Here is a 25,647-nt window from a genome sequence, read left to right on the forward strand (position 1 = left end):
GGGCTGAATTGTCTCGCTTGCGTTCGATCGCGGATAGACCGGACGCAAAGAGAAAGGGACCGCGTCCTAGATGGACCTCATGGGTGGTGGCAGCAGGAGCATGCACGCCAGCCGGCTTCTCGCCGTGCTGTGGCTGTTCTGCGCCTCTCTATCCATGCAGGTCATTGCGGTCGGCCAGAGTGCAGCAAGCCGTGCGGCCGGAGCGCCGGCCGGCAATGTCGCTCAACCCGATACAGGTTCCTCCGACCGGCCGGTCGCCCGCCAGATATGCAGGGCGGTTGCACTGCCCGACCTGCGTTTCAGCGGCGAGCGCGCGGACGGCAAGTCGATGGTCGGCGGCGATCCGGCGCCGTTCATCCAGCTCCAACGCGTTGCGCTCGCTGCGCCCGAGGATTCTCCTGCTCCAACTCTGCCGCGAGCCGAAATCGCAGGCGGCGCACCGTGTCAGAACGAGTGCATCCGCGCGCCGCCACCGTCGGCCGCCATCGTTTGAGTTCGGCAGGGCTTTCGATCCCGCCTCAGCCATTGATGAAAACCCAGCCCGGACGCTGCTCGAAGCGCGTTCAGGCATTTATGGAATTCCCACATGCGTACATCCAGATGGGCGGTCCTCGCCTATGTCGCGATCATCATTTTCGGATGCCTTGCGGCGTTGCCGAGCGTTTTGACGCCGGCCATGAGGGAGCAGGTCGCTTCCGTTCTTCCGTTCAAGCCGGTCACACTCGGCCTCGATCTGAGGGGCGGTTCGCACCTCGTTCTCGAAGTGGACGGGGCGGGGCTGCAGAAGGCTCGCCTCAACTCGCTTCTCGACGATACCCGTCGCGTCCTGCGCGGTGAGCGCGTCTCCGCCTCCTCTGCGCGTATCAGCGGCAACAGCGTGACGGTAAGCATCCCCGATGCTCAGGACCGGGAAAAGGTTCTGCCGAAGCTGCAGGAACTGGCGACGCCCGTGAGCACTGTGGGTTTTGCCGCCCCCGCTCCCGAGGTCGAGGTAACGACGGCGGGCGATGTCATCACCCTGGCCATGACCGAGGCGGGTCTTGCCGACCGCATGACCAAGGCGGTCGAGCAGAGCCTGGAAATCATCCGCAACCGCGTCGACCAGGTCGGCGTCGCCGAGCCGCTGATCCAGCGCATCGGTTCCAACCGCATTCTCGTCCAGCTGCCCGGTCTCCAGGATCCGACTCACCTGCGCGAGCTTCTGGGTTCGACGGCACAGATGAGCTTCCACATGCTCGACCAGGCCGTCGACGTCACGCAGCCGGCGCCACGCGGGGTCGACATTCTGCCGGGCGCCAATGACGGCAACCGCTATCCGGTCGAAAGCCGCGTCGCCATTTCCGGCGAGCGCCTGGACGACGCCAAGGTCGGTTTCGATCAGCGAACCAATCAGCCGGTCGTCGATTTCAGCTTCGACTCGCTCGGTGCCCGCCAGTTCGCCGACATCACCCGCGAAAACGTCGGCCGGCCGTTTGCGATCGTGCTCGACGGCAAGGTTCTGACGGCACCGGTCATCAACGAGCCCATTCTCGGTGGCCGTGGCCAGATCAGCGGCAGCTTCACGGTCGAGGAGGCGACGGTTCTTTCCGCGCTCCTGCGCTCCGGTGCGCTGCCGGCACCGCTGACGATCATCGAAGAGCGCTCGGTCGGTCCGAATCTGGGCAGCGACTCGATTCGCATGGGCCTCTATACAGGTCTCGCCGGTTTCGGCCTCGTCGTGGTCCTCATGGTCGTGCTCTACGGCGCCTGGGGTATGATCGCCAATGTGGGTCTGGTTCTGCACACGATCATGACGATCGGCGTTCTCGGCCTGATCGGGTCGACGCTGACCTTGCCAGGTATCGCCGGTATCATTCTCGGCATCGGCATGGCCGTGGACGCTAACATCCTGATCAATGCGCGCATCCGCGAAGAGACCGAGGCGGGCGCCGGAGCGATGAAGGCGCTGGATCTCGGCTTCAACAAGGCTTATGCGACGATCATCGACTCCAACGTCACCACGCTTGCGGGCACGGTGCTTCTCTTCTGGTTCGGCAGCGGGCCGGTGAAGGGCTTTGCCGTCACCATGATGCTGGGCATCGGCATTTCGATGTTCACATCCGTTACGGTCGTGCGCCTGCTGATGCGCGAGGTCGTCGTGCGCCGCAAGATGAAGAAGCTGGAAATCCCTTCGCTTTTTGGCAAGGTGCCGCAGCTGCCCAACTTCTCCTTCATGAAGGGCCGCTTCGTCGCGATCGGCTTCTCGGCATTCCTGTCGATCAGCTCCGTCATCCTGTTCTTCACGCCGGGTCTCAACTACGGCATCGATTTCATCGGCGGCATTCAGGTCGAGGCGGTTTCGAAAGAGAAGATCAATCTGCCGACGCTGCGTCAAAGCCTCGAGGAGCTCAATCTCGGCGAGGTGGCGCTCCAGGACTTCGGCGGCGGCCAATCGGTGCTGATCCGCGTGCAGCGGCAGCCGGGCGGCGAGCAGGCGCAGACGGTGGCATTGAACAAGATCAAGGATGCGGTGACGACCGCCATCCCCGGTGCCAGCATGGAGCGGACCGAGGTCGTCGGTCCGACGGTCAGCGGCGAATTGGCGCGCTCCGGCTTCCTCGCCGTCGCTCTCGCCATGTTGGCGATCCTGCTCTACATCTGGTTCCGCTTCGAATGGCACTTCGCCGTCGGCGCCATCGCCGTGCTCTTGCTCGACATCACCAAGACCGTCGGGTTCTTTGCGCTTACGGGCATCGACTTCAACCTGACCGCGATCGCAGCGCTGCTCACGATGATCGGCTATTCGGTGAACGACAAGGTGGTGGTCTACGACCGCATGCGCGAAAACCTGCGCAAGTACAAGTCGATGCCGTTCTCCGATCTCATCGACATGAGCATCAACCAGGTGATCGCGCGATGCATCTTCACCTCGGCTGCAACGGCGCTTTCCCTTGTGCCGATGGCGATCTGGGGCGGCGAGGCGGTGCAGAGCTTCGCATGGCCGATGATCTTCGGCGTCATCGTCGCGACGACTTCGTCCATCTATATCGGCGGCCCGATCCTGCTGTTCCTGAGCCGCTGGTGGAAGGAGCGGGAAGCCGCTCGCTCCACCGGGCAGCAGGCGGAAACGCCGACGGCCTGACGGCCTCGCGCCGTCGACGGATGCGGGCGGAAAACCGTCCGCGCTTTTGCTGATGCCGCCGTGTCGATCGCGGCAAAGGGGCAGCCTCTCCGGGGGCTGCCCCTTTTTCGTCGGAAATAACTGCCTATATTCGACCCGTCCCTTGCACGGCGATTCGGCGCTACCTAGATAGCGAGATAGCCCGGACAGGCGAACGGATTTGCCGAGGCGGCAGCTACGGAAACGAGATGGGGAATTATTTTTCGCATTCTCGTTTCTTCAGTTGACGAAATTGGTAGATTATTTTAGTTTGCCATCGTGGGAGGCGGAAGGATTCCGCTTCGATTTGTTCATGAGCGCCTGGCGTCCTGTGCCGGGCCAGCCAAAGGAGAGTGACATGTTCGAATTTTCGACCGCCGCTTTCTGCGGCTCACGTTCCCATTGTCGTGCAACGGTTAAAGGTCTCATTCGCCAACTTCGCCGAATGTGACCGTTCAAACTTACCGAGTTCATCCTTTGCCGAGAATTGAATTATCCGCGCCCGTGGGTGCGGAGGAGCGTTATTTACATGAGCAAGCAAGTTATCGAATATGGTGGCGAAGCCGTCGGAGTCGTCGTTCCTGACCAAGACCGTCTGAAGTTCCTGGCGGTCAAGTATCACGTCTGGGACTTGGACGCTCAGCGCTTCCGTTCGGTCGATGAAGCACGCGCGGCCATTGGCCGGCTCCTTTCCGCCCAGGGCGGGCGGAATCTTACCAGCCGGCCACCCGGCATTGCCGCCGCGTGAGGGCAGAAGTCGAACTGCTTCAGAACCGAATACTCTCAAGAGTACGCACTTCCCGACGGAACGCCGCTGCACAGTTTCGCTGGAAGTGCTTTAGTCCCCATTATCGTTTCAGGACCGCGGACGGGATGCGAGCGTAATATACGCACGCTCCCGCTCCTTGCGTCCATGGATGCCCGTCATCTCCCGGTTGTCGACTATAGCTGTGTGTTGGCAGCGCATTCTTGTGCTATGCCAGGACAAGATTGTATCCGAGGGCGGATCCGGCGATTCTGCGGGATCGGGGAGAATTGGCTCGAATGCTGACGAAGAAGGGAAAATACGGACTGAAAGCATTGGTCGACCTGGCACGGCTTCCACCCGGGCAGACTGCCTTCATCACCGAAATCGCGCAGCGCAACAACATTCCGAAGAAGTTTTTAGACACCATACTCCTGGAACTGCGCAACGCCGGCGTGCTGCGCTCGAAGAAAGGACCGGGCGGCGGTTATTCCCTGTCGCGACCGGCCTCCGAGATTCGCATCGGCCATGTCATAAGGACGCTCGACGGCCCGCTGGCGCCGATACGCTGCGCCAGTCGCACGGCCTATGAAATGTGCGATGACTGCAACGATCCGGAGACCTGCCGGGTGCGCATCTCGATGACATCGGTGCGTGACGCGATGTCGTCCATCCTCGATTCGATGACGCTCGCCGAGTTTGCCGCCGGCGGAGTCCTCCCCCCCGAGACCTCGGCCGAAAAGCGCATCGGCTGAGCCTGACCGTCCCGAAAAGTCGCCGGTTTGGTACAAATGGCCGGCGAAAGACTTGGTTTGTCCGGGAAAAAAGCCTATCTGGCGTCTATCTTGCTGCGGCCCGCTGACGAGGCCGTTTTTTGGCTACGCACTTCCGGCGGAAAACCGTGACACACTTTTCCCGGAGGTGCCCTACAGGGGGGCGATGATGGGTGTGAGACACGCGACGGCGGATGCGCATGCCGGTGGCACCGTGCTGGAGTCGATCGGGAGGACGCTGACGACTGCCTCGAACGGCATCAAGGCCCTTGCAGACCATCTGACCGGTGACCAAGCCTTCGCGGCCGCCCTCGTCGATGCGGTCGAACTGATGGGCGACGGCGATGGCCGGGTCGTCGTTTCCGGGGTCGGCAAGAGCGGGCATATCGGCCGCAAGATTGCAGCCACGCTCGCATCCACCGGCACCTCGGCCTATTTCGTCCATCCGACCGAGGCAAGCCACGGCGACCTCGGCATGATCACCGCCCGGGATGCGCTGGTGCTGCTCTCCTGGTCGGGCGAAACGGCGGAACTCGCCAACATGCTGACCTACGCCAAGCGCTTCAAAGTGCCGATCGTCTCGATCTCCTCGAACCGCGAGAGCACGCTTGCACGCAATTCCGAGATCGCCCTCGTGCTGCCGAAGGTGCCGGAGGCCTGTCCGCACGGCCTGGCGCCGACGACCTCGGCCATGCTGCAGCTTGCCGTCGGCGATGCTCTGGCGATCGCGCTCCTGGAGCGGCGCGGCTTCTCGGCCGAGGATTTCAAGACCTTCCACCCCGGCGGCAAGCTGGGCGCGCAGCTGCGCCTGGTTCAGGAGCTGGCGCATGGCACCGGACAGATGCCGCTGCTCTCCGTAGGTCGCCCGATGAGCGAGGCGGTCATCGAAATGTCGGCCAAGGGCTTCGGCGTCGTCGGCATAAAAGATGAAAGCGGCAAGCTGGTCGGCGTCATCACCGACGGCGACCTGCGCCGTCACATGACGGGCGACCTCCTGGCGCAACCGGTCGAAGAGGTGATGTCGCGCAATCCGCGGGTGATCAAGGGTGACGTCCTTGCCAGCGCCGCCATGGAATTCATGCAGGACCACAAGGTCACCGTGCTGTTCCTCGTCGACGAAGCGGGCGCACCGGCCGGCATCCTGCACATTCACGATCTGCTGCGCGCCGGCGTCGCCTGATCTTCGCTGATTTTCGCCGGCTTCTGCCGGGGCGGCGGGTCGACGAAGGCGTCCGGTTCATTGACGTCGTTGCGGTGCAGCCGCTCCGCGATCGCCTTGGCGCCGGCATCCGTACCCGCACGGGAATAGAAGTTCCCGCGCACCTGGATCGAAGCGGCCATCAGCCTGAACATTGCCCCGCTCAGCACCGGATCCGGGGCTTCGGGCGCCGTCCAGAACGCGTCGAGCGGCTGCTGGTCGGTGAGACCGGCAATGTCGAAGACGGCCGTCCCCAGGACCTTCACGGGCTTGCCCTGCTTCAGAGCATGCAATCCGGCGGTGGAGTTGACCGTTACCATTCCGCAGCTGTGCTCCGTAAGCGAATCGAGATTGCCGCCGTCGAGATAGAGGACCCTGTCGCCGACACCGAGCGAGGCGGCCTTGTCCGAGGCGATCCTGCGCCAGGGGATCAGGCTGTTGTCGAGCGGGTGCACCTTGATGGCAAGACTGGTTCCTGCCGGCGCATGTCGCGCGAAAGAGGCAAGAATGCCGTCGATCGCTTCCCGCTGGCTGCTGAAGGGTGAATGCGCGCGCAATTGATAGTCCGTTTCAAGTTGAAGCGGATAGACGAAATACGGTGCATTTTTCGCCGAAAGCGAGCGGATCAACGCATCCGCGCGCCGCTGCTCGCCTTTGCCGGCCGCCAGCCGCCGGATCCACCCGGCATATTCGGCGAGCGGATGAAAGATTCCGTGCCGGCGGTAGCCGGGAAAGAGGAAAGAGAAAAACACGTTCGGCAGGTTGTAAAGGAGGTCGTATGCCGCCTCTGCAAGAAAGCTCTGCCGGTAGCGCCGCTGCCAGTCGGGCTCGGGCAAGCCCGTTGCCGCTCGCAGGATTTGCGCGGGATCGGCCGGAAAGTGCGAGTTGGACGACATGCCGCCACGCTCGAGAGTCAGCCAGTCCGGCCTGAGATAACCCATTTCGACCACGAAGACTCGGATGCCGGCTTTTCGCGCGGCAGCTGTGGCGATCCGGTGATAGGGGCGCTCTTCGCCGAGCAGGACGAGGTCGGTGACGGCGTGGCGGCGGATGAAGGCCTCGACATAGGCCGGCCACCGCGCCGACGAGCCGCGGTAGTTATGGGCGCCCCGGCGTCGCCAGAATATCTGGTCGCCGGGATTGAGGTTGATGCGTAGACAGCAATGGCCCAGAGCTTCGAGATGCCCGGCGACCTTGGCGAAGACCGGCGACGCCGGCCCCTGCAGGAACAGGAAGGTTCTTGGCGGCGCGGGATCGAAGGTCGTATCTGCTGTCATCGGGCGGATTTCCGGAAGACGCTGCTATTGCAGCGCGTCCTTGTGCAGATTGGCGTGCTTCAGCATGGAGCCGAGCAGGTTCCAGGGATCCTCGTCCTTCGCTCGCTTCGGGCTGTGGGCCGCAGCGCGCGCCTTGGCGAGCGGCACGATGAAATAATCCGTGCGGGGATCCGGGAAGGGATCCGCGAAGGATTTCAGAAGGGGCGCGTGGTCGCCGTAAAAGACGAACCAGACCGGCCGGTCGAGCTTGTTGAGGCCGTCGATCAGCTGCTTCAACGCAGCGTCAGACTGCTCGAGGATCGCCAGGTAGATATCGACGGGATGGGTGAGCGTACCGACGCGCCCCGGTTCCCAGGGGCCGTGATTGGCCATCGAGGCGACGAAGAAAAAGCCGCTCTCCTCTTCCGGCAGCTTCTCGACTTCGGCGAGCACGCGGGCTGCCAGCGTGGCGTCCGAGACATAAAGCCCGTCGCGCTCCGGTTTATGGTCGAAGGCATCGAGCATGGTAAGCTTCTCGAATCCAAGGAGGGGCATCGCCTTGTGCCGCAGGAAGAACGTCCGGTCATAGGGATGAATGAAATGCGTGCGCCAGCCGGCGCGCTTGAGCTTTCCGGGCCAGACGACATCGGCATAGTGCGCGGCACGAAGATAGGGATAGCTGGCATCGACGTGGATGTCGTCGGGCACAAGGCCGCTCAGGACGGCAAATTCGGTGCGCAGCGTGTAGCCGCCCTCGAAGACATTGCTCAACCGCCCCCACTGCACCGCCTGCTTGCGTAACCGGTCGACCGTCGGAAGCTTGATCGAATCGACACCGAAATGCCGCATGTCGATGAAGGACTCCGACTGCCATACGACGATCAGCGGGGCCTCCTCGTGGCCGATGAGGTCGTGTACCGCGGCGCGCAGTATTTCCGACAATTCGGCGACGATCTTGTCGCGCTTGACGCCGAGCCAGATGATGAAATGGAAGACGACGGAAGCGAAGGTACCGAAACGAACCGTGTTCTTCTTGACGTTGATCGCCTTCACCAGTTTCTGCACGAGAGCGGCCGTCGGGCGGTTCACCGGCCCGTAAAACAACAGGCCCCAGGGTCCGGCGGCGATCCCCACCATCATCAGAACCCAGAAGACCCTGCTTCTTTCGGGCAGGATCGTCGGCTCGAAATACATGTAAAGCGCCGATACGCCGAACACGTAAAGGAAGGCGACGATCCAGAACACGATGTTCAGCGAGCTCGCATAGAAGATCGTCTTGTACTTGAAGACATCCGCGACCAGGGCAATATCGGAAAAGACCAACGGCTCGCGGATGAACTTGAACTTCGCGCGGGAAATGCCGGTGAAAATGATGAAGAAACTCATCGTGCCGGCGGCGGCATAGAGGGGCCGCCACGAGATCGCGAAGAAGCCGGCAAAGACGAGCGCGATGACCGGCAGCCGGGCGAGGCGGTCGATCCTGTCCTGATAGCGCCCGTATTTCGGTGCGTTCTTCCTGCGTTCGCGCGCCGGAAGGGCGAACCGGTCGGTATAGAAGATCACCGCGCAGGACAGCAGATAGCACCCGAGGGTCAAGGCTATCGGGTAGTCGTGCAGGTGGAAGGGAATGAGCGCCAAGCCGATACCTTTGAGCCATTTCACCGTCGCCGCCTCGGCAGAAGGCTTCTCCCGACACTTAAAGCCTAATATTGGCTGGCACAAGCATGGCCGGGGGCGCCGCCGTCACAGTCCACTGTTGCGCGCGATCGCCCGATCGAACCACCAATTGAGGAAAGGCCTGACCGCCGGCCCGAAGCGGCCGAGAAGATATAAGATCGCGCCGAAATAAATCTCGAAGCGCCGCCGGTCGATCCCGTCGACGATCTTTCGCGCAACCGCCTCGGCCGTCCATGGGCGGACGGTTCCCATGATCAGGCTGGCCTCCTGCGGCCGGGCGGCAAGCTCCCTCGTAAATTGCGGCGTCACGGTATCGGGTGGAAAGCAGATCGATATGCCGACGTTGTGGACGCGTGCTTCGCTGCGCAATGCTTGGGCGAAGCCGCCGAGGGCGAACTTCGAGGCGCAGTAGGCGGTATAGCCGTAGATGCCGATCAGCCCGGCGCCCGAAGAGACCATCAGAATATGGCCGCTGCGCCGCTCCTTCATGTCCGGATAAACGGCGCGCACGGCATGCACCGTGCCCGAAAAGTTCGTTTCCATCTGTCGCTGGAAGGCCGCGCCCTGCATCGCCTCGAAGGGCGCCGGTTCGACGACGCCTGCCGAGGTCACGAGAACGTCGCAAGGCCCGAACGTCTCCACACAGCGCAAGATCGCGGCCTCGATCTCCTCTCCTTTGGTGACGTCGGCGGCCTCTATGCGGACCGCTCCAGCCTCGAGGCCGTGTTCGGCCACCAGCTTCTGCGCTGCCTGCTCCAGAAGATCGCGGGAGCGGGCGACAAGAGAGAGCCTCGCTCCCCGGGCTGCGTAGATCGAGGCGACCGCGAGGCCTATTCCGCTCGAGCCGCCGGTGATGATCACATGTGTCATGGACGCACCCGTTGGCGGCCCGCTTGCGGCGGATCGTGGTCAGCGCGCCGAGAGCGCACTCAGCATCTTCTCGATATCGACGCCGCCGAGCCCGAAATTGCGGTCGGTAAGATCCTTCAGGCGTTCGGCCGTCAATGTGACGGTGCGGCGGATCTGTTCCTCCGTGTGGTCGCAGGTGATGAAGAAGCGCAAGCGCGCCTGTCCTTCCGGCACCGCCGGGTGGATGATCGGCAGCACGTTGACGCCGGCGGCGAGCAGGTCGTTCGAAAGCTGGACGGCGCGCAGCGAATCGCCGACGATCACGGGCACGACCGAAAAGCCGCCGCTCAACCCCGTATCGAGGCCGGCCTCCTTGGCCAGCTTCAGGAAAAGGCTGCCGTTGCGTCTCACCGCCGCCGTACGTTCCGGTTCGCTTGCCAGCACGTCGAGGCTGGCGACCGCGGATGCGGCAAGCACGGGCGCGAGGCCGACGCTATAGACGAAGCCGCCGGCAGATGCCTTCAGGACGGCCGCCAGGGCGGCGCTTCCTGCAATGTAGCCGCCGCAGCTCGACGTGGTCTTCGACAATGTTCCCATCCAGATGTCGACTTCGTGCGGATCGGCCCCGAAATGTTCGGCGAGGCCCCTGCCGTGCCGGCCGAGGACCCCGAGCGAATGCGCCTCGTCGACCATCAGCCAGAAGCCGTATTCGGCCCTGAGCTTAAGAAGCGCCGACAGATTGGCGACGTCGCCGTCCATCGAGTAGATGCCCTCGACGATCACCAGGATGCGCCGGTAGTCACCGGCGACGGTGCGCAGGACATGCTCGAGATCCGCCGTGTCGTTGTGCTTGAAGAAGCGGCGTGTCGCGCCTGAAAGCTTGATCCCGGCGAGCGCGCTGTTGTGGATGAACTCGTCGTGGATGACGAGGTCCTTCGGTCCCATCAGGCAGCTGATCGCGGCGACATTGGTCAGGTAGCCGCTAACGAAACAGACGGCGGCATCGACGCCGTAGAATTGCGCGATCTTCTCTTCGAGCTCCACATGCTGCGGCCGTTCGCCGGCGACGAGGCGGCTTGCCGACGCGGAAATCCCGAAGTCGGCGATCGTCTCGCGCGCACGCTCGAGGACGTGAGCATGCCGGTTGAGCCCGAGATAGTCGTAGGAGGCGAAGTTGATCAGCTTGCGGCCATCGATCATCGTCGTCGCACCGGCTGCCGTCTGATGCGGCCGGTAGAACGGGTTGGCGATGCCGAGCTGCTCGCTGGCGATCTTCTGGGTAAGGACCTGCTTATATTCGGGCAGATCCTCGAAACGCGCCTGCTGGCGACGCGGAGCCGGCGGCAGCTCCCGTTCCGAGCGCGCCATCCGGTTGCGCTCGGACGATTGATGCGTGTTCCGCATCCTGTCCAGCAGACTCTCCTTGAGCGTGCTGTTCATCTTCGGGAAAGTCTGGCCGTTTCCGTCGCTGCTCATTGGCTCAGTGCTTTTTCCTTGTCCGCTCCGACATGGCGCTGCGTAAGTTCGGTCACGAGCTTGTCGTCCCCGGCCTCGTTCTCGTTGCCCTGATCGCGCTTGCTTACCTTTTCATGGAGCTTGCGTGCAATGTCACCGACAGTGGTATTATCCGCGACGCCGCTCAAAGGCATGTCGAAGCCGGTGTTCTGCTGGAAACTCATGCCGAGTTCAACCGCCATGAGGCTGTCGAGACCGATCTCCTTCAATATTTTTCCGCGAGTGACCGTATCCTTCGACACGCGGAGGATGGCGGCGATCTCGCTCGCAACCAGATCGAAGAGGATGTCCTCGGCCTCTTGAGGGGATTTGCCCTCGATCATCGCGACGAGGTCCATCTTCGTGCCTTCGGCGCCTGTGGCATGCTGATCGGCGCTGCGCAGGATCACCTCGAAGAGCGCGTTGCGGGCGACCGGCAGATTCCGCGCAGCTGTCCAGTCGATCTCCGAAATCATCACGACGGCCGCGTCGACCGTGCCCGGATCCGCGGCGATGTGGTTCTCCACCATGTCGAGCGCCACCTGGGCCTTCAACGCCGTTTTGCCTATGCGCTTGGCGAGCAGGTCGTTGACGTCGGCGTTCTGCGTCAGGTAGCCGGCATCGGCAATCGCGCCGAAGCCGACGGCGAGCCCTGACAGGCCCTCCTGGCGCCGTGCACGGGCAAGGCCTTCGAGATAGCCGTTGGCGGCGACATAGTTCGCCTGGCCGGGATTGCCGACCAGCGTCGTCGCCGAGGAGAACAGGATGAAGTTGTCGAGCCTGTCACCACGGGTAAGGCGATCGAGGATTGCCGCGCCCTTGGCTTTCGTGTCGATGACAGGCCGGTTGCGTTCGCGGCTCAGATTGCTGATCAGCGCATCGTCGAGCACCATCGCCGCGTGAACGACGGAGCGAAGCGGTGCTTCCGAACGAAGCGTCGCCAGAAGCGTCTCCACGGCCGCGGCATCCGTGATGTCGCAAGCATGGACCGAAGCCGCAACGCCGCCATTTTGCCAGCGCTCGATCATCGCGTGCGTTTCCGCATCCGGCTGGCCTCGGCGGGAGCAAAGCGCAATCCGGCGGGCGCCTTTCTCGACGAGCCAGTTGGCGGCGACGAGGCCGAAGCCGCCGATGCCGCCGACGACGAGATGGACGCCGTCCGGGTCGACCTTCATACCCCTTACAGCCTTCGCGGTCACCTCGTGCCTGCCGGCAACGGGCGGCAGCACCACGATCTTGCCGATATGCCCGGCATTCTGCATCAGCCGGAAGGCATTGCCGATTTCATCGTAATCGAAGGCGCGATAGGGAAGCGGCGTGAGCTTGCCTTCCTCGAAGAGCGCTCCGATCTCCATGAAGATGCGCCTGGTCAGATCCGGCGCATTCACCAGCAGCTGATCGGCGTCGATGCCGAAATAGCTGACATTGCGGCGAAACGGCCTGAGCCCGATCTTGCTGTCGGCGTAATAGTCGCGTTTGCCGAGCTCCAGGAATCGGCCGAAGGGTTTCACCAGCGAGAGGCTCTGCTCCATCGCCTCGGCGAAAAGCGAGTTGAGCACGAGGTCGACGCCTTCCCCGCGGGTGACCGAACGGACATCGTCGACGAAGCCGAGCGAACGCGAATCGAAGACATGATCGGCGCCGAGCATCGTCAGGAAGCGCCGCTTTTCGCGCGTTCCCGCCGTGGCGATGACCTTGGCGCCCTTGAGCTTTGCGACCTGGAGCGCGGCGAGGCCGACGCCGCCGGCAGCACCGTGGATCAAAATCGTCTCTCCAGCCTGAATGCGGCCGAGTTCGACAATGGCGTAATAGGCGGTAAGGAAGGCGACCGGCAAGGTGGCCGCGGCCACCGGGCTCATCGCTCGGGGCAGCTTGGCAATGCCTGCGCGCGCGACGACCGCATGGGTCGAGAAGGCGGCGGAGGCGATCGCCATCACCGCATCGCCGACTGCGAGATCGTCGATCCCTTCGCCGACGGCGACCACGTGGCCGGATAGTTCCATGCCGATCGTCGCCCCGGCAAAGCCGTCTTCCAACGCCTCTTCCGGCAACAGGCCCATGGCCCACATCACGTCGCGGAAATTCAAGCCGGTTGCCGCGACGGCGACGACGACCTCGCCGGGGCCCGGCTCCGGTACGCTCGCCTCTTCCCAGGCGATGCTTGCAACCTGCGAACTGACGCGCTGGCGAATGGTCGCGGCCGCAAACGCGCTGGTTTTCCCGTCGGCCTTGTTCGTTGCGCCGGGTACGGCCCGAAGCTCCGAAAGCAGGCCCGTCTTCTGGTCCAGCAGCCATTCCCGGTTCTGTCCCGAAACCGTCAGCAGGGAAAGCGCTGCGGCAAGCATATCCTTGCGGGCGACGTCGGCAACATCGAGCGCATGAATGTCGATGAACTCATATTCGTTCTGAAGGACGCGGGCGAAGGCCCACAATCCGGAATTCAGCCCGGAGCTTGCCGAGGCTGACAGGGGAGCGCCGCCCGGGGCCACGAGCACGAGGCGCGGCCGGTCGTCGCCTTCCGGCTCGACGCCGGCGAGATGCTGTTTCAAGGCCTCGGCAAAGGCGCTGAGCGCCAATACGCGCGTCTGCAACAGGTCCGAACCGTCGCCGCCGGCGCGCTCCGCCTCAGACGCGAAAACTGCGCGCAACGGTCTGTCGCCCATGGCTTCGAGGGCTGCGCGGAGCGTCGCCATGTCTGCGGCAAGGTCGCCTGTCACCCGGACGGGCGTGGCACTTCTTCCACCGGCCGCAACCGGTTTCGGGGCAGTGGCAGTCTCGATCAGCAGATAGGGTGCCGCGGCTTCGCCCGGCTCGGCGCCTGAGCCTGCCGCCGCTGTGCCCCGGGCCTCGATCAGGATGGTGTTCCCATGCGGGCATTCGCGATCCGTCACGACCACGTCGCCGAGGTCGAGATCTGCGAGACACTTCTGCCAATGGGGTACGGCAGCGATCCTGCCGATCGGGAATTCTGCCGTCTGGCTGCGCTCGAACCATCCGCCCGAGAGACCCAGGGCGAAATCGGCGAAGATCGACGGCGCGCTGACGGCCGCGACGAGCCCGCTTCCGGGAAGCATCGAGCGAAGGGCCGTGCGGACCCCGCTCTCCTCTTCGATCAGCTGGTAGAGATTGTCCGAAGCGCTGACTGCGAGGTCGAACGGCCCGATATCTGCGAATTCGCTCTTCTTCAGAACGCGCACATGCGCATCCTCCTCGAAGGCGATTTCCAGACTCCGTTGTGCATTGTCGCGCGGCTCGAAAATGGAAAGTACCGCACCGTTGCGCGCCGCGAGATCGGCCAGCCGGCGGCTGAAGCCGGCAGAGACGCTGCCGAGTTCGATGAGCCGCAGGCGGGCGCCTGCCGGCTGCGCAGCGAGAATGCGTTCGACCGTGTGAAGCACCTGGTCCATGCGCGACCGGCTCGCCACGGAATGCACGGCCTGATGGTCGAGCGTCGCTTCGCTGACGAAACCGGCATTGAACGAAGCCGCGTCGTCACCTGCAGGTAGGGGAGCAAGCAGCGCGTCGAGACGGCTGAGCGCTTCCGCATAGGCGTTGTTGACGAGCACCGCTTCGACCGCACGATCGGGGCGGTCGCCATAGAGCTCGCCAAGGATCTCCGGCACGGTCGGAAGCGTGAATTCCCGTGCCACCTTCCAGTTGCCGTTCTGATGTTCGCAAAGTCCGGCATCCTCCAGCGTCAGGAGGCAGCTCGTCAGGAAGCACTGGAAAGCGAAGTCCCCGGGCAGCGCGTCGGCTCGCACTGTGGCGGTCCCCTTGCCGAGCTTCAGGGCAATTTCCTGGCAGGCGCGATAGATGGCGGCGTTGAAGAGCAGGGTCGCGTTGTCGACGCCGTCGCCGTCTATCGGTTCGGCCAGCGTCGCAGGCATGGCCGTCGCAACTTTCGTGCCGGGCACGGCCGCGTTAGACAGAACTGCCTCATAGTGGAAGGAAAGGCCTTCAAGCGTCTTGTGCTTGCGCAGATAGGTACGGCGGAAGCGGCAATCCTCGAAATGTGCGATCGCGACGCCGGTCTCGTCGAAGAAATGGAACCGTGCCTTGATCGAGTTGGCGCTGACCCGCTCGATCTCGATCGTCGCGCGGGCGATCGCCCGGCCGGCATTGACCACGCGTACGGAGCCGAAACGGACAGGAATATAGGGGGCGCCGCCCCTGTCGCCGGTGAAGCGGTCAAAGAGTGCGACCAGGCCGTGGAAGGTCGCGTCGACCGAAATCGGATGAAGGGCGTAGGTGACGTGGGGGTGCCCCGACGCCTGAGGATGCTTCAACTCGACGTCGATGAGCCGGTCGCCATAGGCCACGGCTTTGGAGAGAAGCTGGAATTGCGGGCCATAGTCCAGCCCGAACTGCTTCGCCGTCTCATAGGCTTTGGCCGCCGTCACGGTCGCCGTCTTCGCCAGGCCTTTGGTGGACGGACAGCCGTTGCTCGTCGTCGGCAAGGGCTTGCGGCTTCGCGCGACGGCATGCACCGTCCAATCGTCCTCCGAGAGACGTTCGCGCGACCGGATCTCGATGTCGCCGGTCTCCGGCGACAGGATGGTCGAGAGTTCCATGATGCGGCTGTCGCTCAGTTCGAGCGGGCGGACGATCTCCAGATTGGTGATCTCGACCTCGTCGCTGCCGTGATATTGCTGTGCGGCGGAAACGGCGATTTCGATGAAACCGCTGCCCGGGAGGATCGCCTTGCCGTCGACCACGTGTTCGGCGAGATCCGGAAAGAGATTCGCGTCGACGTGGTTTTTCCAGCTTCCCGCATTGGGGTCGCCGCGCCAGCCGTTGAGACGATAGGGCTTTGCGGAGCGTCCCAAGAGATCCGTCGCATCGGTCGTGACAGCCGGCCGCAACTCTACCGGCTCGAAGGGCAGCGCGGGCAGTTCGATGAATGCGTCCCGCTTGCCATAGACACGCGACCGGTCGACGGCGGCACCGTGGGCGACTGCGCGCGCCATCGATGCCGAGATCGGATCGTGGCCGTTCTCGCCGGCATCGCGCAGCAATGTCGCCACCACCGAAGCCGGCACCGCCGCCTGCTTGATCGTCTCCTTGACGTAAGATCCGAGGATGGGACGCGGCGAGATCTCGATGAACAGCGTGCAGCCGAGATCGAGCGCGGCCTCGGCAGCGGCCTGGAAACGCACCGGCTCGCGAACGTTCTTCCACCAGTAGTCGGGATCGAGCGCAGTCCCGTCGAGCGCGGCACCCGTGACGGTCGACAGATAGGCCAGCTCCGTCCGGCGGGGGGCAATATCAGGGATGTCGGCGAGAAACGCCTCTTTCGCCCGATCGATGATCGGATGATGGAACGGATAATTGATGTCGAGGATCTGAACCGGGATTTTAGCCTTGCGCGCAGCGTCGCGGAACGCCGAAATCTCGTTTGCCGGGCCGGAAATCGTCACCGAATTGTGAGCGTTGATGGCTGCGACGCAGACATCGTCGAGCCCGCGCTCCGCCGCGAAGGCCTTGGCTGCCTGCTCGCCCAGCATAACGGCAGCCATCGTGCCCTGGCCGGCCAGAAGGTCCTGGTGCAGCGATCGTTTGGCGACGATCGACACGGCGTCGACGAGCGACAGCGCCCCTGCCGCATAAGCGGCAGCGATTTCGCCGACCGAATGACCGAAGACGGCGGTCGGCTTGATGCCCATGGCCACGAGCGAGTCGGAGAGCGCGGCCTGTATCGCGAAAAGCAGCGGCTGGGCCACCTTCGTGTCCGCGAGCTTCCTGTCGAGTCCAGGGTCGGTCAGGAGATCGGTGAGAACGATATCCGAATGGAACCTGAAAAGGGCGCTGACCGAGGTGAACGACTGACGGAAGTGCAGATTCTCGCGGAACGCCTCGACACCCATGCCGGCCCATTGCGAGCCGTTGCCGGAGAAGACGAAGGCGACCTTTGCTTCCTTCGCTGACGCTTCGCCCGTCTCTCCGATATCGGAGCCGGGCTTTTCCAGGTGGTTGGCAATCGCCCGGACGATATCTTCGGGATGATCGCTGCGTGCCGCGAACCGATGGCGCATATGCGTCCGGTTGGCGCCGGAAGCGGCGACGATCGCGCGCGTCTCTTCCTTCGTCGCGCCCGCAAAGGCGGCCTTATAGTCTCTGAGCAGGTTTTCGAGGCTCGACGCGGTATGGGCGCTTGCCAGAAACACGTGGCCCGCCGGAGAGGTCGCAGCCTTTTCCGCCTGTGCCGGATCCGGATCGCTGATGACGACATGGGCGTTGGCGCCGCCGAAGCCGAAGGAATTGATGCCGGCGAGCCGCGCCCGCTTGCCCTTCAGCAGCTCGATCGGATTGGCCGTCACACGGACATTGAGTCCGTCGAAGTCGATCTGTTCGTTCGGCGTCTCGAAATGCAGCGAGGCCGGCAGATAATTGTTCTCCAGAGCCAGAACCGCTTTCAGCATCCCGAACAGGCCGGAGGCCGGCTCGGTATGGCCGATATTGGACTTTATCGAGCCGATCGGCACCGGAGCCCGGCGCTTCGCGCCGATGACCGTGCCGATGGACCATACCTCAGCCGGGTCGCCGACCTTCGTGCCGGTACCGTGGCCTTCTACGAAAGCGACCTGGTTGGCGTCGATGCCGTTGCCTTCGTAGATCATCCTCAACAGATTGGCCTGCGCCTCGCGCGAGGGCAGCGAGATGCCGTTGGTGCGGCCGGCCGAATTGACGCCGGTGGCGACGATCCGCGCATAGCTCCGGTCGCGCTCGCGTTGCGCCCGGTCCGTGCGGCGCAGGACGAAGACGACGCCGCCCTCGGCGCGCACATAGCCGGCGCCGTCGTTGTCGTAGGCGCGGCAGAGCCCTTCGGGCGAGAGCATGCGCGCCTGTGCGAAGCCGACGAAGGGAAGCGGGTGGGCGAGGATATTGACGCCGCCGACGATGGCCGTGTCGATCTCTCCGGCGTTCAGCGCCCGCATTGCCTGATCTAGGGCTACGAGCGAAGAGGAACAGGCCGTGTCGACGGTCATGCTCGGACCGCTCAGGCCGAAGACGTGGGAAATACGGTTGGAGACGATCGACAGCGTGTTGCCCGTCATGAAGTAGGGGCCGGCGGCAGCCGGGTCGTCGACCGTGAGATTGGCGTGATCGAGGCTGGAGGCCCCGACATAGACGCCGACGTTTTCACCGTGCAGCGAGGCGACGGAAATATTGGCGTCCTCGAGCGCACGCCAGGCGAGCTGCAACAGAACCCGCTGCTGAGGGTCCATATACATGGCCTCGCGCTGCGACATCCCGAAAACGGCGGGATCGAAATCGTAGATATGGTCGAGGACGCCGGCGGCAAAGGAATAGGTCTTGCCGGGCGTGCCCATGACCGGATGCCAGAATCGCGCAAGGTCCCAGCGGTCCGAAGGGACGCGGGTCACGGTGCACTTGCCCTGACGAAGGATTTTGAACAGCGCCTGCGGAGATTTCGCTCCCGGGGCAAGGCATGCACGCCCTATGATTTCAACCGTCATGTAAGATCGAACGCTCTGAACTGCCGTTAAAATTGTCTTAGCCCATTGCAAGGTCAAACGTAAATTGCAATCGGCGACATTCCTGCTCTGTGGGTATCCCCGGGTTTATCCCCTGCGCTGTATTAGTGAGCTTTTAACTCATAGTGCCTAGCTTTCAACCCCGAAGGGCTAGATATACGTCTCCTGCGTTCCGTCCAATACAATTACCGCGACGGTTCGTAACCAAGATCGAGGCGGTATGGCCGGAAGAGCGCAGTCTCGATTATTTTGCCGGCTGTCGCGGCGAGGTGGCTTGTTGTGGGACGGCCTTTGTGCTTTTCAGAGACCGGCGGATTCCCTGCCGGGAAAATGCGGCGCAGATATCTGTATGGAATCATTGCTGCGCCGAACACGGAGTGTCGTAGTGAAACGAGTGACTGCCCTTCTGCTTTGTACCGCGCTTGCGGGATGCCAGGCCGTGCCGGGCGAGGGCCCTCTGACAACCGATATCGTTTCGGATGCCGGCCAGTCCGGCTCGGAGATCGGCAGAAGGAACGCGACGGTATTTGATATTGTAGATGTCGATGGCCAGTCGGCGCGGCTCGTTTCCGAATATGTTTCCACAACCCTCAGCCGCCGCTTCGGCATTGGCGGCGGCGTCGGTCAGGTGGTCATCGGCATTGGCGACCAGTTGAAGGTCACGATCTTCGAGGCGGGCAGCGACGGACTGTTTTCCACAACTGAATCGAAGCAGACGAGCATCGATCTCGTCGTCCAGCCCGATGGCAAGGCGGCAATTCCTTATGTCGGATCGGTCCGTTTTGCCGGCCTGACGCTCGAGCAGGCGCGCCAGGCGATCCTCGATGCATTGAAACAGAAGGCCGTCGAGCCGGATGTGATCGTGACGTCGACGTCGACGGCGTCGCGCATCGTCACGGTCTCCGGTGCCGTCGGCCGCCCTTCGGTCGTGCCTCTCAATCTCGTCAGCGAGACGATCAACGAGGTCATCGCGAAGGCGGGCGGCCCATCGGCGCAGCCCTACGAGACCTATGTGACCCTGGTGCGCGGCAAGAAGACCGGCACGGTCCTGCTGAAATCGATCATCGAGAGCCCGTCGGAAAACATTCACGTAAAGCCGGGCGACCAGATCTTCGTGACGCGCGATCCGCGGACCTTCACCGTGCTCGGCCAGGTCCGCGCAAATCAGCGCGTCGAATTCGGCGCCAACGATCTCAACCTGCTCGAGGCCGTGGCGCTCGCGGGCGGCGGCTCGGATCGGACGGTGGATGCCAAGGGTTACTTCGTCTTCCGCTACGAGGAGCCGGACATCGTCATGAGCCTGCTTGGGCAGGAGCGGTTTCACAAGCTGCTGAGCAAGGGCATGAAGGCCGACCGCGTCGGGCGCTACCCGGTCGTCTACCGGTTCGACATGACGAAACCGGACAGCCTCATTGTCGGTCAGACCTTCCCGGTCAAAAATCGCGACGTCATCTATGCCTCGCGCCATCCTTCTGTCGACATCACGAAATTCCTCGATTTCGTCGCAAGGCCGATCGGTATCGTCAATTCCGGCGTGAACGTCGCCGACAATCTCAGCGATTTGAACAACTGATCTTGGGGCGCGCGACACCGGGCGTCGGTCCGGTGTCGACGCGGTTGCCGCTGAACGCTTTCGGCCGGCATGAATTAAGATCTTATAATCAATCACCTTTATAAGGTTCGCCCGTTCGCCGCGAGATTCACGTCACGAGCGCCGAACGTGCTTGCCGCGGTGCGCGTTCTATGGTTGATCTGGTTTAGAGCGGGATGAGGAAAGGTGTATGCGATCTTCCGCCCGCATCCTGCTCTAACTTGGAGCGGGATGAGGAAAAGTGGATGCGGTTTTCCGCCCGCATCCCGCTCTAACTTATTAGAATCGATCACGTTCATCACTTAGGTCGATCCGACCTGAACCATCGTGATCGAGATCGATTTGTTGATGGCCGATGCGGCTCGGCCGGATTGCGAGAGGCAATGCCTGACGACGCCCTGATCGTTATCGATTTGCAGAACGACTTCTGCCCCGGCGGCGCTCTCGCGGTCGAGGGCGGCGATGAGATCGTGCCTGCCGTCAATCGCCTCATCGACGCGTCGCCGCATGTCGTCCTGACCCAGGACTGGCACCCGGCCGACCATTCGAGTTTCGCCTCGACGCATCCGGGCAAGGCTCCGTTTCAGACCGTGGCGATGCCTTATGGAGAGCAGACGCTCTGGCCCGAGCATTGCGTCCAGGGGAGCCCCGGTGCCGATTTTCATCCCTCCCTGCGATGGACCTCGGCGGAACTCGTCATACGCAAGGGCTTCCGCCGCGAGATCGACAGTTATTCCGCTTTTTTCGAAAACGACCACCGGACCCCGACCGGGCTTGCCGGTTACCTGCGCGAGCGCGGCATAAAGAGCGTGACGCTTTGCGGCCTGGCCACCGATTTCTGCGTTGGCTTCTCGGCACTCGATGCGGTCGCTCAGGGTTTTTCGACGTCGGTGGTGCTCGGTGCCTGCCGCGGCATCGATCTGAACGGCTCGCTCGCGGCCATGACCCTGCGCATGCGCGATGCCGGCGTCCGGCTGATCTAGTCGCCCCGGGACGGGGAAGCGCGGCATCGGCCGCATCCCCGCCCGGACTTAGGATATCGACCACGATCGCCTCGCCACAGAGCGGGTCATGACGGTCCAAGAGGAGCGTATTGCAGATGCCAAAGACCGATATCGCGCGACGGGTCTATAACCATACCTGGAAGCTCGATCCGATCGTCCGCAGCCTGCTGGATACGGATTTCTACAAGCTTTTGATGCTGCAGATGATCTGGCAGCTCTATCCGGGCGTGGACGCGACCTTTTCGTTGATCAACCGCACGAAGACGGTGCGCCTTGCCGAGGAGATCGACGAGCAGGAACTGCGCGACCAGCTCGACCACGCGCGCGGCCTGCGCTTCACCAAGAAAGAGATGATATGGCTCGCGGGTAACAGCTTCTATGGCCGCACGCAGATCTTCTCGCCGGAATTTCTGGCCTGGCTCGCAAAATTCCGCCTTCCGGAATACGAGTTGTCGCGTCGTGACGGCCAGTTCGAGCTGACGTTCCGTGGCCGCTGGGCCGAGACGACGATGTGGGAAATCCCCGCGCTCGCGATCATCAACGAATTGCGCTCGCGCGCGGCGATGAAAGGGCTCGGCCCGTTCACGCTGGACGTGCTCTATGCCCGCGCCAAGGCCAAGATGTGGTCGAAGGTCGAGCAGCTGCGCGAGCATCCGAACCTGCGCATCTCCGACTTCGGCACGCGCCGGCGGCACAGCTTCCTATGGCAGCGCTGGTGCGTCGAGGCGCTCAAGGAAGGCATCGGCCCGTCCTTCACGGGATCCAGTAACGTGCTGCTGGCAATGGACAACGACCTGGAGGCGGTCGGCACCAATGCGCACGAGCTGCCGATGGTGGCCGCGGCGCTTGCCCGCAACGGCCGCGAGCTTGCGGCCGCGCCCTACAAGGTTCTGCAGGACTGGAACCAGCTCTATGGCGGCAACCTCCTGATCGTGCTCCCGGACGCGTTCGGGACGGCCGCCTTTCTCAGGGATGCGCCCGACTGGGTGGCGGACTGGACCGGCTTCCGGCCGGACAGCGCCCCGCCCATCGAGGGAGGCGAGAAGATCATCGCCTGGTGGAAGAAGATGGGCCGAGACCCGCGGGAGAAGCTTCTGATCTTCTCCGACGGCCTCGACGTCGACACGATCATCAGGACCTACTGCCACTTCGAAGGGCGCGTGCGCATGAGCTTCGGCTGGGGAACCAACCTCACCAATGATTTCGCCGGCTGCGCTCCGACCGAAATCAAGGGCCTCAACCCGATCTCCATCGTATGCAAGGTCAGTGAGGCCAATGGCCGCCCGGCGGTCAAGCTCTCGGACAACCCGCGCAAGGCGACGGGGGATCCGGCCGAAGTCTCGCGCTATCTGAAATTCTTCGGCAGCGAGGATTTCGTGGAGCAATCCGTACGGGTGTGACGGGGGAAGAAGCCGGCGTCTGCGGCTTCCAATCCCTCAATCATATGACTTATTGCGGTACCTCACTATTTCCTTGAATTTCCCCCCGATTGCCCCATGATGAGGTCGTTGAGGTACACCTTGGGAGGGGTTCGTGCGTCAGGCCTATTCTCCGGATGACGTGGACGTCATGCGCGGAGCGCTCGATATCTGGTGCGCTCTGCACAATGTCGGCAGGGATGGTGTGGAGGCCAACAGGGCCGCCAAGCGCATTCTCGACCTGATGGACACGAAGAAGTGTTCCTGCGACGAACTTCTGGCTCAGCTGGGAGATTTCGGCCCGGAGCAGCGTCGCCGCGTTTCATGACGCATGTCCCCGTGCGAGCTTTGCGCGCCTGACAAGGCGGCCTCTTTCATCGTGGTATCGATGAGGTGATTTCGTGCGACACGGCGGCATTCGCCTCCGGGCGATAGCTGGACAGCGCAAAATGCAGGATGCCGCTGACTGTGACGGACAGGGCGAGAACCGCGACAGTGACGCCGAGACCCGATTTGATCATGTCCATCTTCTCCGACCATTGCTTGGTTGCACGTGCGAAAGACCGCGGAATAGAGTTATTCCTGTGGCGCCGGTCGGACTGTTCCCCGAGGAACGGAGAATATGGTTAACAATCTCCTGACCGTGGCGGGCATGCCACGCCACCTGAGGCTTTCAATTGCTTCTCTTCCCTGAAATTTTCCGATTGACCTTGCCATCGTTGTAAGCCCTAGAACTTGAAAATCGGGTTGCAGCGGCGAAGTTCGCCCGTTGTGGTCGCGCCACACTCGATGCGCCTTGCGCGTGGATGTGAGCTGAAGATTGAAAATTTTGGGCCCGATGATAGGCATTGAACATGGTCATGCTTCGAATCACGACGCAGAAGCTGTTGATTCTGTTCCGCCTGGTGATTTTCGTGTCACTGGCGGCATATGCCTTGCCGAGTTCCTCCGCAGCCATGCACGGCGACTGGTCCCAGTCTGAAATTGCGCAGTCGGGCGATCATTCCGATATGGCGAGCGGCGCGCATTCGCACGGCGATCAGGACTCCTCTGCCGCAGGCGACGAGAAGCCCGCGAAGCAGCAATGCTGTAAAGACGTTTGTGCCGGCATGGCGATTCTGGCGGCGACCGACGCTATTGGCAGACCCCGCATATCCCCCGTCCGGGAATTCGTCGACGAGGCCGGGACCACGGGCGAATTGCCGCTGCTGCACCGCCCCCCAAGCGCCTGAATAGGATGCGCCCGTCCGTTTGACGGGTCGAACGCGTGTTCGCGAGCAAGCCTTGCTCTCGAGCGCCGCCGCAATCTCCTATTCGGATAAATCCATGAAACATCTGCTTTTCGTGGCCGTCCTGCCGCTTTTTGCGAGCGGTTGCGCCGCCACCTTGCCTCCCGATGTGATCGCCTCGGGCGAACGCCCGGCCAGCGATGCCGGGGTGCGCCCCGTTGCCTATACGAGTCCTGTCTCGGGCTATACGGACCGCAGGGCCGTCGATCCCAAACCATGGCGCGACCAGAATGATGCGCAGGCTCCGAAAGGAGGCGGATCATGATGAAAGCCAAGATGAGACTGGCGACGCTCGCACTGCCGCTGGTGCTCGGCGGCTGCGTTACGGCTGGCGAGTACGCAGTCAAGAATGCCGGATTTTCCCTGGTGGCGGCGACAACGGCCGAAGCCGCCGGCAAGCAGACCGTGTGGGTGCAGAACCAGGAACAGGCCCGATCCGTCTCCAAGCGGGTGAAGGCGCTGATGGCGAAGAAGTCGATCGACGTCGAGACGGCAGTCCAGGTCGCGCTACTCAACAACAAGGGGCTGCAGGCGGCCTATGCCGATCTCGGCGATTCGGCGTCCGACGCCTGGCAGGCGACAATGCTCGTCAACCCGACCGTGGGTGTCGGGCTGACGGGCATCGGCACGCCGGGGCTTACGGCATTCCGGACGGTCGAGGGCGCGATCGTCTCCAATATTCTTGCGCTCGTCACGCGCGACAGGAATATCGCGCTCGCCGACACCGAGTTCCGGAAGGCGCAGTTGGATGCCGCTTCGCGCACCTTGCAGCTTGCTTCCGAGACGCGGCGCGCCTGGATCAATGCCGTAGCGGCTTGGGAAACGGTGGGCCAGCTCAACCGGGCGCAGGCGGCGGCCGACGCAGCGTCCGCGCTTGCCGAAAAGCTCGGCGAGAGCGGGGCCATGACAAAGGGGGCGCAGGCCCGCGAGCATGTCTTCTACGCCGAACTGGCGGGAGAGGGGGCCAAGGCGCGGCTCCAGGCGCGTCTGGCCAAGGAGGAACTGACGCGGTTGATGGGCCTCTGGGGTTCGGACGTCAAATTCCAGGTGCCGAACCGGCTGGCTCCCCTGCCGAAGGGTCTGATGAAGCGCGACCAGATCGAGGCGGAAGCTCTGCGGCGGCGGGTCGATCTCCAGATTGCGAAGCTCGATCTGGAGGCGACGGCCAGATCCTACAATCTGACCGAGGCCACCCGCTACGTCACCGACCTCAACCTCCTCGCCGGCTTCGAGACCGAGCGGGCAAAGGAGGACGGCGACATCTCGTCGGAGACGACGGGCCGGGCCGATCTCGAATTCGTCATTCCCATCTTCGACAGCGGCAAAGCGCGCATGCGCAAGGCCGAGCTCGCTTATATGCGGGCGGCGAACCTTCTCGCCGAGAAGGCCGTCAATGTCCGCTCGGAAGCACGCTCGGCCTATCAGGCCTACCGCGCCAACTACGACATCGCCCGGCACTACCGCAGCAGCGTCGTGCCGCTGCGCACCGAAATCGAGGAGCAGTCCCTCCTCACCTACAACGGGATGATCACCAGCACCTTCGAACTGCTCGCCGACAGCCGCGAGAAGGTCAATGCGATCCTGCTCGCGATCGATGCCAAGCGCGACTTCTGGCTGGCCGAGGCGGATCTGGCTCCGGCGATCTACGGCGGGGGCGCAGCCTCCCGCGAAACCGCGGTCGCGGCGGCCGCCGAAAGCGGCGAATGAGAAAGGCACGC

At 63.1% G+C, this 25,647-nt stretch carries 18 protein-coding genes; 12 read left to right on the forward strand and 6 right to left on the reverse strand.

The window, feature by feature from the left end; translation table 11 throughout:
• The first annotated feature begins 70 nt into the window (after positions 1 to 70).
• From AC5J09_RS14950 to AC5J09_RS14970, 5 genes are all read left to right on the forward strand, one after another.
• Positions 71 to 493: a hypothetical protein gene (locus AC5J09_RS14950; protein WP_324762867.1), complete on the forward strand. Its 423-nt coding sequence runs from the start codon at positions 71 to 73 to the stop codon at positions 491 to 493.
• 93 nt (positions 494 to 586) lie between these two features.
• Positions 587 to 3,121 (forward strand): protein translocase subunit SecD, encoded by a 2,535-nt coding sequence (gene secD, locus AC5J09_RS14955; RefSeq protein WP_379941621.1) that lies wholly within the window; start codon positions 587 to 589, stop codon positions 3,119 to 3,121.
• Positions 3,122 to 3,668: 547 nt separating this feature from the next.
• Positions 3,669 to 3,887, forward strand: coding sequence for a hypothetical protein (locus AC5J09_RS14960; protein ID WP_018094157.1), 219 nt, complete (start codon positions 3,669 to 3,671; stop codon positions 3,885 to 3,887).
• 296 nt (positions 3,888 to 4,183) lie between these two features.
• Positions 4,184 to 4,639, forward strand: coding sequence for an RrF2 family transcriptional regulator (locus tag AC5J09_RS14965; RefSeq protein ID WP_100669644.1), 456 nt, complete (start codon positions 4,184 to 4,186; stop codon positions 4,637 to 4,639).
• 184 nt (positions 4,640 to 4,823) lie between these two features.
• Entirely contained in the window at positions 4,824 to 5,837 is a 1,014-nt protein-coding gene (locus AC5J09_RS14970; protein ID WP_100669643.1) for a KpsF/GutQ family sugar-phosphate isomerase, read from the forward strand.
• Here the strand turns inward: AC5J09_RS14970 and AC5J09_RS14975 are convergent.
• The 5 genes from AC5J09_RS14975 to AC5J09_RS14995 all read right to left on the reverse strand — a co-directional run bounded on the left by AC5J09_RS14975 (position 5,807) and on the right by AC5J09_RS14995 (position 18,609).
• Positions 5,807 to 7,132: a capsule polysaccharide biogenesis protein gene (locus tag AC5J09_RS14975; protein ID WP_494297917.1), complete on the reverse strand. Its 1,326-nt coding sequence runs from the start codon at positions 7,130 to 7,132 to the stop codon at positions 5,807 to 5,809. The two genes, AC5J09_RS14970 and AC5J09_RS14975, sit on opposite strands and share 31 nt — an antisense overlap.
• Positions 7,133 to 7,156: 24 nt before the next feature.
• Positions 7,157 to 8,773 (reverse strand): LTA synthase family protein, encoded by a 1,617-nt coding sequence (locus tag AC5J09_RS14980; RefSeq protein WP_411923379.1) that lies wholly within the window; start codon positions 8,771 to 8,773, stop codon positions 7,157 to 7,159.
• Positions 8,774 to 8,854: 81 nt separating this feature from the next.
• Positions 8,855 to 9,658: an SDR family oxidoreductase gene (locus AC5J09_RS14985; protein ID WP_411923378.1), complete on the reverse strand. Its 804-nt coding sequence runs from the start codon at positions 9,656 to 9,658 to the stop codon at positions 8,855 to 8,857.
• 39 nt (positions 9,659 to 9,697) lie between these two features.
• Complete coding sequence (locus AC5J09_RS14990) at positions 9,698 to 11,113, reverse strand: aminotransferase class I/II-fold pyridoxal phosphate-dependent enzyme (RefSeq protein WP_494297918.1); 1,416 nt, start codon at positions 11,111 to 11,113, stop codon at positions 9,698 to 9,700.
• A complete protein-coding gene (locus tag AC5J09_RS14995) occupies positions 11,110 to 18,609 on the reverse strand; it encodes a type I polyketide synthase (protein ID WP_494297919.1) in 7,500 nt (2,499 codons plus the stop codon). The genes AC5J09_RS14990 and AC5J09_RS14995 overlap by 4 nt, the downstream gene beginning before the upstream one ends.
• 403 nt (positions 18,610 to 19,012) lie before the next feature.
• Between AC5J09_RS14995 and AC5J09_RS15000 the strand changes: the two genes are divergently transcribed.
• The 4 genes from AC5J09_RS15000 to AC5J09_RS15015 all read left to right on the forward strand — a co-directional run bounded on the left by AC5J09_RS15000 (position 19,013) and on the right by AC5J09_RS15015 (position 22,968).
• Complete coding sequence (locus tag AC5J09_RS15000) at positions 19,013 to 20,200, forward strand: polysaccharide biosynthesis/export family protein (RefSeq protein WP_018094165.1); 1,188 nt, start codon at positions 19,013 to 19,015, stop codon at positions 20,198 to 20,200.
• 401 nt (positions 20,201 to 20,601) lie between these two features.
• Positions 20,602 to 21,201: a bifunctional nicotinamidase/pyrazinamidase gene (gene pncA / locus AC5J09_RS15005; RefSeq protein ID WP_494297920.1), complete on the forward strand. Its 600-nt coding sequence runs from the start codon at positions 20,602 to 20,604 to the stop codon at positions 21,199 to 21,201.
• A gap of 116 nt (positions 21,202 to 21,317) precedes the next feature.
• Positions 21,318 to 22,622 (forward strand): nicotinate phosphoribosyltransferase, encoded by a 1,305-nt coding sequence (gene pncB, locus AC5J09_RS15010; RefSeq protein WP_100669636.1) that lies wholly within the window; start codon positions 21,318 to 21,320, stop codon positions 22,620 to 22,622.
• 133 nt (positions 22,623 to 22,755) lie between these two features.
• On the forward strand, positions 22,756 to 22,968 hold the full coding sequence (locus AC5J09_RS15015) for a hypothetical protein (RefSeq protein ID WP_004435886.1): 213 nt from the start codon (positions 22,756 to 22,758) through the stop codon (positions 22,966 to 22,968).
• Between the two features lie 46 nt (positions 22,969 to 23,014).
• Here AC5J09_RS15015 and AC5J09_RS15020 read toward each other — a convergent pair whose 3' ends face one another.
• Positions 23,015 to 23,161, reverse strand: coding sequence for a hypothetical protein (locus AC5J09_RS15020; RefSeq protein ID WP_494298942.1), 147 nt, complete (start codon positions 23,159 to 23,161; stop codon positions 23,015 to 23,017).
• Positions 23,162 to 23,494: 333 nt separating this feature from the next.
• On the opposite strand from AC5J09_RS15020, the gene AC5J09_RS15025 reads away from it, so the two are divergent.
• The 3 genes from AC5J09_RS15025 to AC5J09_RS15035 all read left to right on the forward strand — a co-directional run bounded on the left by AC5J09_RS15025 (position 23,495) and on the right by AC5J09_RS15035 (position 25,636).
• Positions 23,495 to 23,872 carry a hypothetical protein gene (locus AC5J09_RS15025; protein ID WP_494297921.1) on the forward strand — a complete coding sequence of 126 codons (378 nt, stop codon included), beginning with the start codon at positions 23,495 to 23,497 and terminating at the stop codon, positions 23,870 to 23,872.
• Positions 23,873 to 23,966: 94 nt separating this feature from the next.
• Positions 23,967 to 24,194 carry a hypothetical protein gene (locus AC5J09_RS15030; protein ID WP_494297922.1) on the forward strand — a complete coding sequence of 76 codons (228 nt, stop codon included), beginning with the start codon at positions 23,967 to 23,969 and terminating at the stop codon, positions 24,192 to 24,194.
• Positions 24,191 to 25,636, forward strand: a complete 1,446-nt coding sequence (locus AC5J09_RS15035) for a TolC family protein (RefSeq protein ID WP_494297923.1) — start codon at positions 24,191 to 24,193, stop codon at positions 25,634 to 25,636. Before AC5J09_RS15030 ends, AC5J09_RS15035 begins: the two co-directional genes overlap by 4 nt.
• The last annotated feature ends 11 nt before the right edge of the window (positions 25,637 to 25,647 follow it).

The organism is Sinorhizobium sp., assembly GCF_059070375.1.